The 17,335-nt window shown below is 73.1% G+C and carries 6 protein-coding genes and 1 pseudogene; 2 read left to right on the top strand and 5 right to left on the bottom strand.

What is annotated here, in order from left to right; all coding sequences use genetic code 11:
• Window positions 1–35: 35 nt before the first annotated feature.
• Together OG627_RS02920 and OG627_RS02915 are read left to right on the top strand one after the other, a co-directional pair.
• Window positions 36–11,000, top strand: a pseudogene (locus OG627_RS02920) (type I polyketide synthase); the annotation flags it as partial.
• 285 nt (window positions 11,001–11,285) lie between these two features.
• On the top strand, window positions 11,286–12,722 hold the full coding sequence (locus OG627_RS02915; RefSeq protein WP_329061093.1) for a tryptophan 7-halogenase: 1,437 nt from the start codon (window positions 11,286–11,288) through the stop codon (window positions 12,720–12,722).
• Window positions 12,723–12,814: 92 nt separating this feature from the next.
• Here the strand turns inward: OG627_RS02915 and OG627_RS02910 are convergent, their stop codons facing one another.
• From OG627_RS02910 to OG627_RS02890, 5 genes are all read right to left on the bottom strand, one after another.
• Window positions 12,815–13,792 (bottom strand): LnmK family bifunctional acyltransferase/decarboxylase, encoded by a 978-nt coding sequence (locus tag OG627_RS02910; protein ID WP_329061091.1) that lies wholly within the window; start codon window positions 13,790–13,792, stop codon window positions 12,815–12,817.
• A gap of 46 nt (window positions 13,793–13,838) precedes the next feature.
• The gene (gene hisC, locus OG627_RS02905; RefSeq protein WP_329061089.1) at window positions 13,839–14,948 is read right to left on the bottom strand and encodes a histidinol-phosphate transaminase; all 1,110 of its coding nucleotides are present in this window, start codon (window positions 14,946–14,948) and stop codon (window positions 13,839–13,841) included.
• 105 nt (window positions 14,949–15,053) lie between these two features.
• Complete coding sequence (locus tag OG627_RS02900) at window positions 15,054–15,311, bottom strand: acyl carrier protein (protein WP_329061087.1); 258 nt, start codon at window positions 15,309–15,311, stop codon at window positions 15,054–15,056.
• 20 nt (window positions 15,312–15,331) lie between these two features.
• The gene (dmpG, locus tag OG627_RS02895) at window positions 15,332–16,363 is read right to left on the bottom strand and encodes a 4-hydroxy-2-oxovalerate aldolase (RefSeq protein ID WP_329061085.1); all 1,032 of its coding nucleotides are present in this window, start codon (window positions 16,361–16,363) and stop codon (window positions 15,332–15,334) included.
• Window positions 16,364–16,407: 44 nt separating this feature from the next.
• A complete protein-coding gene (locus OG627_RS02890) occupies window positions 16,408–17,325 on the bottom strand; it encodes an acetaldehyde dehydrogenase (acetylating) (protein WP_329061082.1) in 918 nt (305 codons plus the stop codon).
• Between the last annotated feature and the right edge of the window lie 10 nt (window positions 17,326–17,335).

Below are 17,335 nucleotides of genomic sequence, written 5' to 3'. Positions count from 1 at the left end.
CCCAAGCTCCCGAAGCCCAATCCCGTGAGGTATCGATGTCGGAACAAGAGAAGCTCGTCGGCTACCTCCGACGCGTGACCGCCGATCTGCACCGGACGCGCCTGCGCCTTCAGGAAGTGGAGGCGGCGGCGCGGGAGCCGATCGCGATCGTCGGGATGAGCTGCCGCTACCCCGGGGGCGTGCGGACCCCCGAGGATTTCTGGGAGCTGCTGGCAGGCGCACGGGACGCGATCACGGCCTTCCCCGAGGACCGTGGCTGGGACGTCGACGCCCTGTACGACCCGGATCCCGACCGGCCGGGCACCTCCTCCACCCGCCAGGGCGGTTTCCTCGGCGACGCGGGGGACTTCGACGCCGACTTCTTCGGGATCTCGCCGCGTGAGGCGCTGGCGATGGACCCGCAGCAGCGGCTGCTGCTGGAAACGGCGTGGGAGGCCGTCGAACGGTCGGGCATCGACCCCGCGTCGCTCAAGGGGAGCCGGGCCGGTGTCTTCGTCGGGGCCGTCGCCCCTGACTACGGCCCCCACCTGCACCGGGCGTCCGGCGATGTCGAGGGCCACCTGATGACCGGCACCGGCCTCAGCGTCGCGTCCGGACGCGTCGCCTATGCGCTGGGTCTGGAGGGGCCCGCGGTGACGGTGGACACGGCGTGTTCGTCCTCGCTGGTGGCCCTGCACCTGGCCGTGCAGTCCCTGCGCCAGGGCGACTGCTCCAGCGCGCTGGTCGGCGGTGTGACGGTCATGGCCACGCCCGGTACCTTCATCGGCTTCAGCAGGCAGCGCGGGCTCGCCCCGGACGGCCGGTGCAAACCCTTCTCGTCCGCCGCCGACGGCTTCGGTCTCGCCGAAGGCGCCGGCATGCTGTTCCTGGAGCGGCTGTCCGACGCGCACCGCGACGGCCATCCGGTGCTGGCCGTCGTGCGCGGCACGGCGATCAACCAGGACGGGGCCAGCAGCGGACTGTCCGCACCGAACGGTCCCGCGCAACAGCGGATGATCCGGGCGGCGTTGGCGAGCGCGGGGCTGAGCGCGGGCGAGGTCGACGCCGTGGAGGCGCACGGCACGGGGACGCGGCTGGGTGATCCGATCGAGGCGCAGGCGCTGCTGGCCACCTACGGGCGTGACCGGGACGCGGACCGTCCGTTGTGGCTGGGTTCGGTGAAGTCGAATATCGGGCACACCCAGGCGGCCGCGGGGGTGGCCGGTGTGATCAAGATGGTGCTGGCCATGCGGCACGGTGTGCTGCCGGCGACGCTGCACGCCGACGAACCGTCGATGCACGTCGACTGGGCGGCCGGCACGGTCCGGCTCCTCACCGAGGCCACCCCGTGGCAGCCGGGTGGGCGACCGCGCCGGGCAGGTGTCTCCTCGTTCGGCATCAGCGGCACCAACGCGCACGCCATCATCGAGCAGGCCGCCGGTCCGGTCGAGGGCGAAGCGGACGGCGGACCGGATGACGACGCCGTACCGTCCGCCGTGGTCCCGGCGTCGCTCCCGCTCGTCCCGTGGGTGCTCGCGGCCAGGTCGGCGGCGGCCCTGCGCGGCCAGGCCGCCCGGCTGCTGGACCACGTGCGCGGGCATCCGGAGGTTGCCGCTGCGCACACCGGTCTGTCCCTCGGCACCACCCGAACTTCCTTCGAACACCGCGCGGTGGTCCTCGCGCCGGACCACGCGGGCGCGGTGGGCGTGCTGGAGAAGTACGTCGCGGGCCACGACACCCCGGGGCTTGTCACCGGGCTCGCCCGGCGCGGCACCGATGTGGCGCTGGTCTTTCCCGGGCAGGGAACGCAGTGGGCCCGGATGGCGGCCGAACTGCTGGACTCCTCACCGGTGTTCGCGGCGCGGATGGACGAGTGCGCCGACGCGCTGGCGCCGCACGTGGACTGGTCGCTGCCGGACGTCCTGCGGTGCACCGACGGGGACGGCTGGCTGGGCCACGTGGACGTGGTACAGCCGGTGTTGTGGGCGGTGATGGTGTCACTGGCCGAGCTGTGGCGTGCGTACGGCGTGGTGCCGGCGGCGGTGATCGGTCACTCCCAGGGGGAGATCGCGGCCGCGTGTGTCGCGGGCGGGCTGTCGCCGGCGGACGCGGCACGGGTGGTGGCGCTGCGCAGTCGGGCGTTGCGGGCGCTGTCGGGCCGGGGCGGTATGGCGTCCGTCGGTCTGCCGGTCGCCGAGGTGCGGGAGCGGCTGTCCGCGTGGCGCGGACGGCTGTCGGTGGCGGCGGTGAACGGGCCCTCGGCGGTGGTGGTGTCGGGTGACACCGACGCGCTGGAGGAGCTGCTGGCGCGGTGCGAGCGCGAGGAGGTACGGGCGCGCCGGATTCCGGTGGACTACGCCTCGCACTCCGCACATGTGGAGGAGATCGAGGGTGAGTTGCTGCGCGATCTCGCGGGGATCGCTCCGCGGTCCTCGGCGGTGCCGTTCTATTCGACGGTGACCGGCGGGGTGCTGGACACGGCTGAGCTGGACGCCGCCTACTGGTACCGGAACCTGCGGCAGACGGTCCGCTTCGACGAGACGGTACGGGTCCTGCTGGGCGAGGGCTTCCAGGTGTTCGTGGAGGCCGGCGCCCATCCGGTACTGACCATGGGGATCGAGCAGACGGCCGACGACCACGGAACGCGGGTGACGGCGGTCGGGACGCTGCGCCGTGGCGAGGGCGGGCCCGCGCGGTTCCTGACTTCTCTGGCCGAGGCGTACGCCGGTGGCGCCGACGTCGACTGGCGGGAGGTGTTCGCCGGTACCGGTGCGCGACGCGTGGACCTGCCGACGTACGCCTTCCAGCGCCGCCGTTACTGGCTGGGCTCCGGGGCGGCCGAGGCCGGTGACGTGGCGTCGGCGGGGCTGACCTCGGCCGGGCACCCCTTGCTGGGCGCCGTCGCTCCGTTGCCCGACTCCGGTGGTTTCCTGCTGACGGGCCGTCTGTCGCTCCGTACCCACGCCTGGCTCGCCGACCACGCGGTGCTGGGCCGTGTCGTCCTGCCCGGCACGGCGTTCGTCGAAATGGCGTTGCGAGCGGGAGACGCCGCCGGATGCGACCGGCTGGAAGAGCTCACACTGGAGACGCCGTTGGTACTGCCCGAAGACGGCGCGGTCCAGGTGCACCTGGTGGTGAGCGGGCCGCGGGAGACGGGGCACCGCGAGTTCGGTGTGTACGCGCGCCGCGACGACGCGCCGGACGACTCGTGGACGCGTTGCGCGCGAGGCACGCTGACCGCCGAGAGCCCGGCAGTGATCTCCCCGGAGCTGAGCGTCTGGCCGCCGGCCGGGGCCCAGGCGGTCGGGACCGCCGGCCTCTACGAAGGGCTGGCGGCCACCGGGCTCGCGTACGGCCCGGCCTTTCGCGGCCTGCGCGCCGCCTGGCGCCGAGGCGACGAGCTCTTCGCCGAAGTGGCGCTGCCGGAGGAGACGCGAACCGAGGCGGGCCGCTTCGGGGTGCATCCCGCGTTGCTGGACGCTGCGCTCCACGTCTGGGCGGTCCATGACGGTACGGACGACGGTGCGAGTGCCGGGCGGGTCCGGTTGCCCTTCGCGTGGAGCGGTGTCTCCTTGCACGCGGTCGGGGCTTCGGCGGTGCGGGTGCGGCTGGCGCCGACCGGCGACGGCGGGGTGTCGGTGGCGGTGGCCGACGCGGTGGGGGCGCCGGTGGCCTCGGCGGACGCCCTGACGACGCGTCCGGTGGGGGAGGCGGAGTTCGCCGCCTCCGCCGGAGTGGGGGAGTGGCTGTACCGCGTGGAGTGGGTGGCCGCGCCGCCCGCCACCGGGCCGGACGCCGGGGTGCACGGATGTGCGGTGGTCGGCGAGGACGGCCTCGGAGTGAGCGAGGGGCTGGGGGCGCGGACGTATGCGGACTTCGACGAGGTCGGCGAATCTGTGCCCGCTGTCGTGGTGGTGTGCGTTGACGGTGTGAGCGATCAGGGTGTGGTGCCGGGGGTGACCGCGGCGGTCGACCGTGTTCTGTCCCTGGTACAGCGGTGGTTGGCACAGGAGAGGTTCGCCGGGTCGCGGCTGGTGGTGGTGACGCGGGGGGCGGTGGCGGTCGAGGCCGGTGAGGACGTGCGCGATCCGGCCGCGGCCCCGGTGTGGGGACTGGTGCGCTCCGCGCAGGCCGAGCACCCGGAGCGGTTGGTCCTGCTGGACGTGGACGACGCCGGCGTTTCGCCGGACGCCCTGCACGAGGCGGTGTCGACCGGGGAACCCCAGATCGCCGTGCGAAGGGGGGCCGTACAGGTGCCGCGCCTGACCCGGGGCCCGGCGAGCGGAGTGCTGGTGCCCCCGGACGAGGGGCGGCCATGGCGGCTGGAGCCTTCGCAGGAGCGGACGCTGGAGGGACTGACGTCGGCGCCGGCCGAGGACGCGGCTCGCGAACTGGGCGCGTGCGAGGTGCGCGTCGCCGTGCGCGCGGCAGGGCTGAACTTCCGCGACGTGCTCATCGCGCTGGGCATGTATCCGGACCACGGGGCGCCGATGGGAAGCGAAGGAGCCGGTGTGGTGGTGGCCACCGGCCCGGGAGTCGAGTCCTGCGCCGTCGGTGACCGCGTGATGGGCCTGTGGACCGGCGGGTTCGGGCCGCTGGCGGTGGCGGACCACCGCACCCTGACCCGGATCCCGGACGGCTGGTCGTTCACCGAGGCCGCGTCGGTTCCGGTCGCGTTCGTGACGGCGCTGTACGCGTTGCGCGAGCTGGCGGGTGTACGGCCCGGTGAGTCGGTGCTGGTGCACTCCGCGGCCGGTGGGGTGGGGATGGCGGCGGTCCAACTGGCGCGGGTGCTCGGCCTCCAGGTCTTCGCCACCGCGGGACCCGGCAAGGGGGACGTGCTGCGCGCTCTGGGAGTCGACGACGCGCGTCTGGCGTCGTCGCGGTCTGTGGAGTTCGAGCAGCGGTTCCGGTCGGCATCGGGCGAGCGTGGTGTCGATGTCGTGCTGGACTCCCTGGCGGGTGAGTACGTAGACGCCTCGCTGCGACTGCTCGGCGAGGGCGGGCGTTTCATCGAGATGGGGAAGGCGGACGTGCGGTCCGCCGACGAGGTGGCGGCGGCGCACCCCGGTGTGACATACCGGGCGTTCGACCTGGTGGAAGCGGGGCCGGAGCGCATCGGGGCGATGCTCACGGAGATCGTCGGCCTCTTCGAGCAGGGTGCGCTCAAGCGGTTGCCGACACGGGTGTGGGATGTGCGCCGGGCCGGTGAGGCGTTCCGGTTCATGCGTCAGGCGCGGCACACGGGGAAATTGGTGCTGAGCGTGCCGGCCGCCCTGGACCCGGAGGGGATTGTCCTGGTGACGGGCGCGGGGGGCGTGCTGGGTGGTCTGGTGGCCCGGCACCTGGTGGCCGAGCGCGGAGTGCGGCACCTGCTGCTGGTCAGCCGCCGCGGCCCGGCGGCCGAGAGCATGCCGGAGCTGGAGAGGGAGCTGACCGGCATGGGGGCGTCGGTGACCGTCGCCGCCTGCGACGTTGCCGATCGCGACGCCCTGGCGCAGGTGCTCGCCGGGTTGCCCGGCGGGCGAGGTGTGACGGGCGTGGTCCATGCCGCCGGGGTGTTGGACGACGGGACGGTGGCGTCCCTGACGCCGGAGCGGGTCGCCGCGGTGCTGCGGGCGAAGGTGGCGGGGGCGTGGAATCTGCACGAGCTGACCCGGCACCACGATGTCGCGCTGTTCGCGCTGTTCTCGTCGGCCGCCGGTGTGTGGGGATCGGCGGGGCAGGCGAACTACGCCGCCGCGAACACGTTTCTGGACGGGCTTGCCGCGCATCGTCAGGCCAGGGGTCTGGCCGGTGTGTCGCTGGCGTGGGGCATGTGGGCCGAGCGCTCCGGTATGACGGAGCACCTCGGTGAGGCGGACCTGGCGCGGATGGCGCGGGTCGGTGTGGTGCCGTTCTCGTCCGACGAGGGGCTGCGGCTCTTCGACGCGGCGCCCGCCCTGGCGGAGAGCCTGGTGATACCCGCCCGGCTGGACACCGGCGCCCCGGCCGCCTCCGGCACCGCGGTCCCCGCCCTGCTCAGGGGACTCGTACGACGGCCCGTCCCCGCACGACGCACCCCCCTCCACGCCGATCCGCGCCACCCGGCCGGCAAGGCCACCGAACTGCGGCAGCGGCTGCTCGGCATGAGCCGCGCCGACCGCGGCCACACCGTGCTGGAACTCGTCCACGCGCAGGTCGTCGCCGTGTTGGGGCACGCCACACCCGACGCGGCCGAGCCCGACCGGGCGTTCAAGGACCTCGGCCTCGACTCGCTGACAGCGATCGAGCTGCGGAATCTGCTCAGTGCGACGACCGGGCTGCGCCTGCCGGCCACGCTCGCCTTCGACTACCCGAACAACAAGGCGCTGAGCGCGTACATCCTGGCCGAACTGGTGGGGCGGGCCGACGCCGACGGCGCGGCGGCGACGTCCCCGGCCGGCCGAGACGAGAGCGCGTCCGAGGACGACCGCATCGCGATCGTCGGGATGAGCTGCCGTTACCCGGGCGGCGTGACCTCCCCGGAGGAGCTGTGGCGGCTCGTCGTCTCCGGCGGGGACGCGATCGGCGGACTGCCCACCGACCGTGGATGGGATCTCCAGGGCATCTACGACCCTGACCCCGACGCGCCCGGCAGGACGTACGCCCGCGAGGGCGGTTTCCTCTACGGCGCGGGCGAGTTCGACGCGGAGTTCTTCGGGATCTCGCCGCGCGAGGCGCTGGCGATGGACCCGCAGCAGCGGCTGGTGCTGGAGACCTCGTGGGAGGCGCTCGAACGCGCCGGGCTGGTCGCGTCGTCGCTGCGCGGCAGCAGGACGGGTGTCTTCGTCGGCTCCCACTACCAGGAGTACGGCCCGCGGCTGCACGAGGCGGTGGAGGGTTTCGAGGGCCACCTGATGACGGGGACGGCGGGCAGTGTCCTGTCCGGGCGCGTGGCGTACTCCTTCGGTTTCGAGGGACCCGCGGTGACGGTGGACACGGCGTGTTCGTCGTCGCTGGTGGCCCTGCACCTGGCGGTGCGGTCGCTGCGTCAGGGCGAGTGCGACCTCGCGCTGGCCGGCGGTGTCGCCGTCATGCCGGACCCCGGCCCGCTCATGGCGTTCAGCAGGCAGCGCGGTCTCGCACCCGACGGGCGGTGCAAGACGTTCGCGGCGGCGGCGGACGGGACGTCGCTCGCCGAAGGTGTCGGTGTGCTGGTGGTGGAGCGGCTGTCGGACGCCCGGCGCAACGGACACCCGGTCCTTGCCGTGGTGCGGGGTTCCGCGGTCAACCAGGACGGTGCGTCGAACGGGCTGACGGCGCCGAACGGCCCGTCACAGCAGAGGGTGATCCGGGCGGCGCTCGCGGACGCGGGGGTGTCGGCGGCGGACGTCGACGCCGTGGAGGCGCACGGGACGGGGACGAGGCTGGGGGACCCGATCGAGGCGCAGGCGTTGCTGGCCACGTACGGGCGCGAACGACCGGGCGGCGACCGGCCCTTGTGGCTGGGGTCGCTGAAGTCGAACATCGGCCATACGCAGGCGGCCGCCGGTGTGGCAGGCGTGATCAAGATGGTGCTCGCGCTGCGGCACGGCGTACTGCCGCCCTCGCTGCACATCGACGAGCCGACACCCCACGTGGACTGGTCGGCCGGTGGGGTCGAGCTGCTGCGGGACGCGGCGCAGTGGCCCCGGGCGGAGGCACCGAGGCGTGCGGGCGTGTCGTCGTTCGGGATCAGCGGGACGAACGCGCACGTGATCGTGGAACAGGCTCCGCGGGAGGAGCGGGTGGAGACGCCCGCGGAGGACGCGGGCGTGGTGCCGTGCGTGGTCTCCGGGCGTTCGGAGGCGGCCCTGCGGGCGCAGGCGGAGCGTCTGGCGGAGCTGGTGCGGGCCGACGAGGGCTTGTCGCCGGCCCGGGTGGGGTCGTCGCTCGTGACGTCCCGGTCGGTGTTCGAGCACCGTGGTGTGGTGCTCGCCGCGGGGCGTGACGGGCTGGAGGCGGGCCTCGCGGCTCTGGCGTCGGGGAAACCGGCGGCCGGTGTGGTGCGCGGCACCGTTCTCCCCGGGAAGTCGGCGGTGCTGTTCTCGGGACAGGGCAGCCAGCACATCGGCATGGGGCGGGGGCTGTACGAGAGGTTCCCGGTGTTCGCGGATGCCTTCGACGCGGCGTGCGCGCGATTCGACGCCCTGCTGGAACGGCCGCTGCGGGAGGTGGTGTTCGGGGACGCGGCCGCGTTGGCCCGGGCGGATTTCACGCAGTGCGGGCTGTTCGCGGTCGAGGTGGCCCTGTTCCGGTTGGTGGAGTCGTGGGGTGTGCGGCCGGACTTCGTGGGCGGTCATTCGTTGGGGGAGGTGGTGGCCGCGCACGTGGCGGGGGTGCTGTCGCTGGAGGACGCCTGTGCGCTGGTGGCGGCCCGGGGCCGGCTGATGGGGCAGTTGCCCGAGGGCGGGGTGATGGTGTCGGTGCGGGCGGCGGAGGCGGAGGTGGTGCCGTTGCTGGCGGGGCGCGCGGACGAGGTGAGCGTCGCGGCGGTCAACGGTCCCGCGTCCGTGGTGCTCTCGGGAAGGGAGGCGGCGGTCGCCGAGGTCGTGGGGGTGTTGCGGGAACGGGGCGTGGAGACGAAACGGCTGAACGTGTCGCACGCTTTCCACTCGCCCTTGACGGAGCCGGTGCTCGCCCCGTTCCGCGAGGTGGTGGAGGGGCTCTCCTTCCGCGCGCCGCACCTTCCCGTGGTGTCGAACGTGACCGGCGAGGTGGCCTCGGCCGACGAGTTGCGCGCGCCCGGACACTGGGTACGACACGTACGGGAGACGGTGCGCTTCGCCGACGGCGTGGCGGCGCTGGCCGGGCGGGGAGTGACGACGTTCGTCGAACTCGGTCCCGACGGTGTGCTCTCCGGGATGGGGCACGAGTGCCTGCCCGACGCGGTGTTCGCGCCGGTGCTGCGCGGGGACGCGGACGGGGCCGGCTCCGTCGTCGAGGGGCTCGCCCAGGCGTACGTGCGGGGCATGGCGGTGGACTGGCCGGCCGTCATCGCCGCCGGCGGCTCCTTGCCGCAGCGCGTGGACCTGCCGACGTACGCCTTCCAGCGGGAGCACTTCTGGCTCCGCTCGACCGCCGGGACCGCCGCGACGACCGCCGGTGACACGGCGCCCGAGGGCCCGGCCGACGCCGGTTTCTGGGAGGCGGTGGAGCGCGGTGACGCGAGCGCGCTCGCGAGCGAGCTGTCGGCCGAGGACGCGGACGGCGCGGGTGAGTCGCTCGCGGCGGCGCTCCCGGCGCTGTCGGCGTGGCGGCGGCGTCGGCGGGAGCGGGGATCGGTGGACGCGTGGCGCTACCGGGTGGCGTGGTCGCCGGTGGCCGGGGGGACGGGCACGCTGACGGGAACGTGGCTGGTGGTCGTCCCCGAGGGGCACACCGCGGACCCGTGGGTGTCGCACGTCGTGAAGTCGGTGGCGGGGCGCGGGGCGTCCCCCGTGATCGTGGAGCCGGCGCCGGGCGCCACGGACGGCGACGCGGTGGCAGCGGCGTTGCGCGCGGCGCTGGCGCGGGCCGGTGACCCGGCGATCACCGGCGTGTTGTCGTTGCTGGCGCGGGCGGAGGGACGGCACGCGGTGTACGGGTCGGTGCCGCTGGGAGTGGCGTTGACCCTGGCCATGGTGCGGGCCGCGGGCGAGTTGGGTATGCGCGCCCCGGTCTGGTGCGTCACCCGCGGGGCCATGTCCGTGAACGGCGCGGAACGGGTGCGCGGCACGGAGCAGGCCGGGGTGTGGAGCCTGGGACGGGCGGCCGGCCTGGAGACGCCGGAGCGTTGGGGCGGGATGGTGGACCTGCCGGACGCGCTGGACGAGTGGGTCATGGACCGTCTGGCCTGGGTACTCGCCGGCGGCTCGGGCGAGAGCGAGGTGGCGGTCAGGGGCGCGGGTGTGTTCTGCCGCCGTGTGGTGCGGGCCGCCGCGGGCGGACGCCGTGGTGCCGGGTGGCGGCCCTCGGGAACCGTGCTGGTCACGGGCGGTACGGGAGCGTTGGGCAGGCACGTGGCGCGGTGGCTGGCACGCGCGGGCGCCGAGCGCCTCGTTCTCGTGTCCCGCCGCGGCCCCGGGGCCGACGGCGCGGACGACCTGCGCCGGGAACTGGAGGCGCTGGGTACGCGGGCGGAGGTGGTGGCCTGCGACGTGGGCGACCGGACGGCCGTCGCAGAACTGGTGGCGCGGGTAACGGCGCGGGCACCGCTGACGGGAGTCGTCCACACGGCCGGTGTGCTGGACGACGGTGTGCTGGAGGGGCTCACCGTGGAACGGTTCGAGGAGGTCCTGCGGTCGAAGAGCGAGGCGGCGTGGCATCTGCACGAGGCCACGCGGGACCTGGGGCTCTCGGCGTTCGTGCTGTTCTCCTCGGTCGCGGGCGTCCTGGGTTCCGCCGGGCAGGCCAACTACGCGGTCGCGAACGCCCTCGTGGACGCCCTCGCCGAGTGGCGGCGGGCCGAGGGGCTGGCGGCCACCTCGGTGGCGTGGGGGCCGTGGGCGGGTGAGGGCATGGCCGCCAGCAGCGGTGAGGCCAGTGGCAACATCCGCCGCGGCGGCCTGACCCCGATGGACCCGCGATCGGCCCTCATGGCGCTGGAACGGGCACTGGCGGAGGACGGGACCTCCGTCGTCGTCGACGCCGACTGGCATCGCTTCACCGCCGCGTCCGAGGCCCGCTTCGTGGAACGGCTGCTCAGCGGTATCCCGGAAGTACGGCGGCTGGTGACGGACGCGGCCGACGGCACCGATGCGACGCGGGCCGAGGATCCGGCCGCCCTCGCCGGGCGCCTGCGATCCCTGCCCGAGACCGAACGGAGCCGGGAACTCCTGGAACTCGTACGCGCCCACGCCGCCGCCGTGCTGGGGCACACCGGCGTGGACGCGATCGCCCCCGGCCGCCGCTTCACGGAGATGGGGTTCGACTCCCTGACCGCCATGCGTCTGAGCAACCGGCTCGGCGCCGCCACGGGCGTCCGGCTCACCGCCGCGACGGTGTTCGCCCACATCACCCCGGCCGCCCTGACCGACCACCTGCTCGCCACGTACGCGGCTCCCCCCACGCGTCCGAGGCCCCGGCTGCGGCTGCGGGAGCGGGCATGACGGCCGTCGGCCGCGACCGGACCGGCCGGAACACACCGCGCGACCGCGGCCCGCGGACGTCCCGGTTCCCTCTCGATTACCCACGCGCCGGTGTCTCCTGCTCAGCGCGTAACCGTGGCTCTCGCCGATGCCGGGCCGACTGCCGCGCGTGATGATGGCCGACGTTCGGAGAACCCCTGACCACACCGGGAAACGACATGAGAGGCAGAGAGCGGCGTGAATTCTACTGTTGAGTCAGATTACGACGTCATAGTCGTCGGGGGTGGTCCTGGCGGGTCCACGCTGTCGACGCTGGTGGCACTCCAGGGCTATCGGGTGCTGCTCCTGGAGAAGGAGGTCTTCCCGCGACACCAGATCGGCGAGTCACTGCTCCCCTCCACCGTGCACGGGATCTGCCGCCTCCTCGGAGTCACGGAGGAGCTGGAGAACTCCGGCTTCATGAAGAAGCACGGCGGTACCTTCCGGTGGGGGCTCAACGCTGAGCCCTGGACCTTCGATTTCTCCGTCTCCGCGAAATTCTCGGGCCCGACCTCCTACGCCTACCAGGTCGAGCGCATGAAGTTCGACAAGATCCTCCTCGACAACGCCCGCCGCAAGGGGGTGGACGTCCGCGAACGCTGCGAGGTCGTGGCGGTTCTTGAAGAAGAGGGCCGGATCCGCGGTGTGCGGTACGACGACGCCGAAGGTGTCCGGCGGGAGGTCCGCGCCAAATTCGTGGCGGACGCCTCGGGGAACAAGAGCCGCATTCACAAGGAGATCGGCGGCGCGCGCCAGTACTCGGAGCTGTTCCGGAACATCGCCGTATTCGGCTATTTCACCGGCGGCAAGCGCATGCCCGCCCCCGGGACGGGCAACATCGTGTGCGCGTCGTTCGATCTCGGCTGGTTCTGGTACATCCCCCTCTCCGATCAACTCACCAGCGTCGGCGCGGTGCTGAGGCGTGAGGCGCTGGAACGCCTCAGGGACGGGCCCCGGGAAAAGGTGCTGGCAGCCCTGATCGACGAGTGCCCGCTCATCGCCGACTACCTGTCGGACGCGGAGCGGGTCACGGAGGGCCCGTACGGGGAGGTCCGCGTCCGCAAGGACTACTCCTACATCCAGGAGAAGTTCTGGCGGCCCGGCATGGTGCTGGTCGGCGACGCCGCCTGCTTCATCGACCCGCTGTTCTCCTCCGGCGTTCATCTGTCCACGTACAGCGCCCTGCTGGCGGCCCGGTCGATCAACACCACACTGCGCGGCGCCATCGACGAGGCCGACTGCTTCCGCGAGTACGAAGCCCGCTACCGCGGGGAGTACGACGTGTTCCACGACTTCCTGGCCGCCTTCTACGACCTCCAGAAGGACGAGCACGCGTACTTCCGTGAGGCGAAGAGTGTGACCGGGAGTTCCGCCTCGGCCGAGGAGTCGTTCGCGGAACTGGTGGGCGGCGGCGCGTCCGACGAGACGGCGCTGATCGGCACGGCGCCCTCCGTCAACCCGGAACGCCGGGCGCAGCTGCTGGAGCGCTCGCGGAACATCCACTGGCAGGGATCCCGGGTCCAGGTCCAGGCGGTCTTCGGCGAGAGCCTGGGGGACGACCCTCAGTACGAGGGCGGTCTGGTCGAGTCACCCGACGGTATGCACTGGGCCCGCTCCGAACAGCCCGCTGCCTGACGGACGCCCACGGGACGACCGGCCACCGGCGGGTGCGGTGGTGCTCCTGGCGCCCCGCCGCGGTCGTCCCCGCGGTCTCGACGGGGCCCTTCTCACGACGTCGGCGCGTCCGCCCCGGACGCGTCGACGTCGATCTCGATGCCGGCGACCGCGAGCAGACGGCCCGTACCGGAGTCGCGCATGGCCATGTCGGCGATCTCGATCCGCGGCCGCGCCGTGCTGCGCCACCTGCGCACCGTGATGGTGAACACCGCGCCGGGGTCGGCGTTGCCGAAGTACCCGACCTTCTGGTCGACCACCTTGCGCCGCAGGAACCGCGCGTCGCCGCGGCCGAGCGACCGCCACACGCGCAGCAGGGCCGTGTCGAAGATCGAGAAGTACGAGGCGAAGTACACGAGCCCGGCGCCGTTGAGGTCGCGCGCGACGTCCAGCGCGTACTCGGACGTGTGGTCGGGCCCGGCCGTGACCAGGCCGGGCGGCTCCGCCGAGTAGAAGCTGCCCGCCTCGCGGGCGCGTCCGACGAGGGTGCGCGGGGAGTGGGCGTTGGGCAGCCGGGGGAGGCCGCCGTAGGAGAAGTCCGGGGGCGCGACCTGGGACAGCCGCTGGTTGCTGCCCTGGCGGTCGCGGGAGATCCAGCGGTTGAAGTTCTCGGCGTAGAGACAGTCCGGGTGGGGGCGCTCGTACAGCTCCTCGGGGGCCAACGGCGCGTCGTCCAGGCCCAGCCTCGCCGGCGCGAGCCGGTGGAGCGTGATCACGCCCTGGCTGCCGAACTGGAACACCCGCGAGCTGACCTGGAGCTCGTCGCCGAAGGCGAGGCCGTGGGGATGGACGACATCGCCGCCGCGTACGTGGAAGTAGTAGAAGGACAGATAGGCGGGCTCCCCCTCGGAGGTGCGGGCCGCGTGCACGTTGGTGTGGCAGGCGGCCGCCACCGCCTCCCAGGTCCAGTCCCCGATCCGGCCGAAGACGAGTGATCCGCCACCGCACATGCCCGGGGCGACGACCACATGGCGGGACAGCGTACTGTCGTCGATCACCCGGACGGGCTGTGCCGTAGTGCTCCGGTTCACTGTTCCCACCTTTCTGATCGGGCTGAGCGGGCCGTTCGCGGGGCGTTCACCGTTCCGCCGCCCGTGAGTCAACCGCCCCGGCCCCTGCCGACGTCCTCGTGAGCCATGCGGCCGAAGCGGCGAGGAAGGCGTCGTTGTCCTCGGCGCGACCGATCGACACGCGCACACCCTCGCCCGGAAACGTCCGCACGGCGATGCCCCTGGCCGTGCACCACCTGCCGAACTCGGCCGAGGCGTCGCCCAGCCGGAGCCAGAGGAAGTTGGCGTGGCCGGCCGGAACGTCCCAGCCGTGGGCCGCCAAGGCGTCCCGGACCCGGCCGCGTTCCGCGACCGTGGCGTCGACGCGGCGCAGCAACCGGTCCTCCAACCCGAGGGCCGCCACGGCCGCTCGCTGCGCGACCCCGTTCACCGCGTAGGCGAGGCATGCCTTGCGCAGCTGCTCGGTCACGCGGGGATGCCCCACGAGGTAGCCGACCCGGAGGCCGGCGAGTCCGTAGGCCTTCGAGAACGTGCGCAGCACCACGAGGTTCGGATACGCCGCGCAGAGGTCCAGGCCGCTCGACGCGGCCGGATCGCGCGCGTACTCGTAGTACGCCTCGTCGAGGGCGACCAGGCAGGTCGCCGGGGTACGTGCCAGGAACTTCCGCAGAGCCTCCCGGGTGACCACCGTGCCCGTCGGGTTGTTGGGATCGCAGATCAGGACCAGCCGCGTGGCGTCCGTGACCCGGTCGGCCATGGCCGGGAGATCGTGTGTGCCGTCGACCAGGGGCACCCGTACGGAGCGCAGGCCGGCGAGGTCGGCGAGAACGGGGTACAGCTCGAACGACCGCCAGGCGTAGACGACCTCGGTGCCGGGGTCGCCGACGGACTGCATCAGCGTCTGGAGGAGCGCGACGGACCCCGCGCCCACCACGACCTGGTCGTCCGTGATCCCGTGCGTCCGCGCGATCGCACGCGTCAGCTCGCCGCACTCCGGATCGGGGTAGCGGTTCACCGTCGGGGCCGCACCCGCGATCGCTTCCACGATGCCCGGCAGCGGGTCGTGGGGGGATTCGTTCGCCGACAGCGGGTGCGTGGGCGCCGCCGTATGCACGCCCTCGGTCGCCCGGTATGCGGTGAGACGGCCGAGGACCGCGCGGAGTCGGGGCAAGGACAAGGGGACTCCCAAGCTCGCAAGGCCGGTGCGTCGTGGTCCGGCGGGTTGTCCGGTGCCATCCGGTGTTGCCCACCGGTCTCCGGTGGGTCGTGGGACAGGCCAGGCTCAGGGGCGCCCCTCGGCGGCCTCGACTCCGGCGCCCGGCAGCCGTTCCTCCAGCAGACGCCCGATGTCCGCGACCGTGGCGGCGTCCAGCAGCTCGTAGTCCTGGACCTCGATGCCGAGCCGGGTGTGCAGCAGCGCCGCCAGTTCCACCGCCGTGAGGGAGTCGAGGCCCACCTCCTCGCGGCGGGCCGTCGGCACGACGTCCTCCTCCCTCATCTGGAGGTCGTCCACCAGGATTCCTTTGAGTACCTCGTACATGGCTCGTTCCTCTTTCGCCGTCACAACTGACCGGAGGGCCGCGGTTCCCGGGCGGGCCGGCCGCTGCGGGCCTCCTCCCGCAGGGCGAGTGCGACGTCCACGATGAGGTCTTCCTGGCCGGCCACCGCCTGCCGCTCGCCCAGCTCGAAGAAGACGTCGCGCGGGTCGACCCCTTCGCGCCGGGAGACGTCGAGGACCCGGTTCTTGAAGCCGGAGAACACTCCGGACAGGCCGCTGACGACGCCGACGGAGTCGATGGTCGGCGGGGAGGGCATCAGCTCGCGTCCGGCGAGGTCCGCCGCGTCCAGGAGACCGTACAGATCGATGCCCGTGGCGAACCCCATCCGCTCCAGCACGGGTACCAGGACTTCGAGTTGGGTGTTGCCGGCCCCGGCGCCGAAGCCCCGGGCGCAGGCGTCCACGATGTCCGCCCCCGCCTCGACCGCGGCGACCGAGTTGGCGACGGCCATACCGAGGTTGTTGTGCCCGTGGAACATCACCGGTACGTCGACGGCCCGCCGGATGGCGCCGACGCGTTCCGTCACGTCCGCCGGCAGGAAGTGACCGGAGGAGTCGAGAATGCCCACCCCGCTCGCCCCGTACCCCACGAGCCGGGCGCACTCCTCCGCCAGCTGCCCGGGAGTGGCCATGTGGCTCATCAGGAGAACGCCGTGCGCTTCGACACCGGCGTCGCGGAGGAACCCCAGATGCCGCTCGGCGAGGTTCCCCTCGGTGCAGTGCGTGCCGATCCGTACCACGTCGACGTCGTGGGCGATGGCCCTCTTGAGGTCCTGGACGGTGCCCCATCCGGGGATCATGAAGGCGGCCATCCTGCTGTTCGGCAGCGCCTCCCGTACGACGGACAGCATCTCGTCGTCGCCGAGCCGCGCCCGGCCGGCCTGGAGGGAGGACGCGCCCAGACCGTTGCCGTGCCCCACCTCGACCACCGGGACACCGGCTGCGTCCGCGGCCGCCGCGTACCCGCGGAGCTGTTCGGGGCCGAGCGCGTGGCGGACCGCGTGATGTCCGTCGCGCAGGGTCGGATCATGCACGAGAACCGGCTTCCGCCCGTCGCTCTTCCCGTCCGCCGTCCCGATCACGACATCACCGCCCCGGCCGCGGGGACGTGGGCCGCCGCGTACAGCTCGGCGACCTGGAGCGCGGCGGAGTTGATGATGTCGAGGTTGCCCGCGTACGGCGGAATGCGGTCACCGGACGAGGTCACCTCGATGGCGACGAGGGCCTTCCCGCCGTCCACGACGCACGCCGTGACCTCGAAGCCACCGGCGAACGCCCGGACCGGTTCCGTCGCGGTCGCCACGGCCGCGCGCACGGATCGCTCGGTCAGCCCTTCCCCCAGCACGGACATGGCGACGCGGAAGGTCGCCGGCGGCCTGGCGGGGCTCACATTGAGGATCGCCTTGACGTCCGCGACCCCGGTGAAGCCACGGACCGCGTCCTGGGTGGTCTCGATGTACTCGTCGAGATTCAGCCGGGTGGACGGGCCCACACTCGGACTGGCCGCGGTGGCCACCACCTCGACGTAGTCGATCCGGTGCCGCCGCGCGATCGCGTGCAGGATCGGGATCGACGCCTGGCCGCCACAACTGATCATGTTGATGTCGTCGTGGTCCAGGACGTCCGCCCCGTTCACGGTCGGGACCACCATCCGCCCCACCCTGCTCGGCGTCAGGTCGACGAGCATCGTCCCGAGGGGCCTCAACCGCTCCGCGTGCTCGGCGTGCGACACGGCGTTGGTGGCGTCGAAGACCACGTCGAACGGGTCCGGAGCGTCGACCAGGGACTGGACGCCGCTCGTCGCGGTCGGCAGCCCGAGCCTGGCCGCGTGCCGCAGCCCCGGCGCGTCCTCGTCGCGTGCCACGACCAGCCGGCAGTCGAGGGAGCGCGAACGCATGATCTTGGCCGCGAGGTCGACTCCGATGAGGCCGGCGCCGAGCACCGCCGCGGACAGTCGCCCGTTTCTTCTCCTGGCCGTACTCCTGGCTGTACTCATCGCTGTGTCG

Origin of the sequence: Streptomyces sp. NBC_01429 (assembly GCF_036231945.1) — a bacterium.
In the GTDB taxonomy this organism is placed as follows: Bacteria; Actinomycetota; Actinomycetes; order Streptomycetales; family Streptomycetaceae; genus Streptomyces.
Note: the sequence above shows the minus strand (reverse complement) of the source record. Positions and strands in the feature narration are given on the sequence as shown.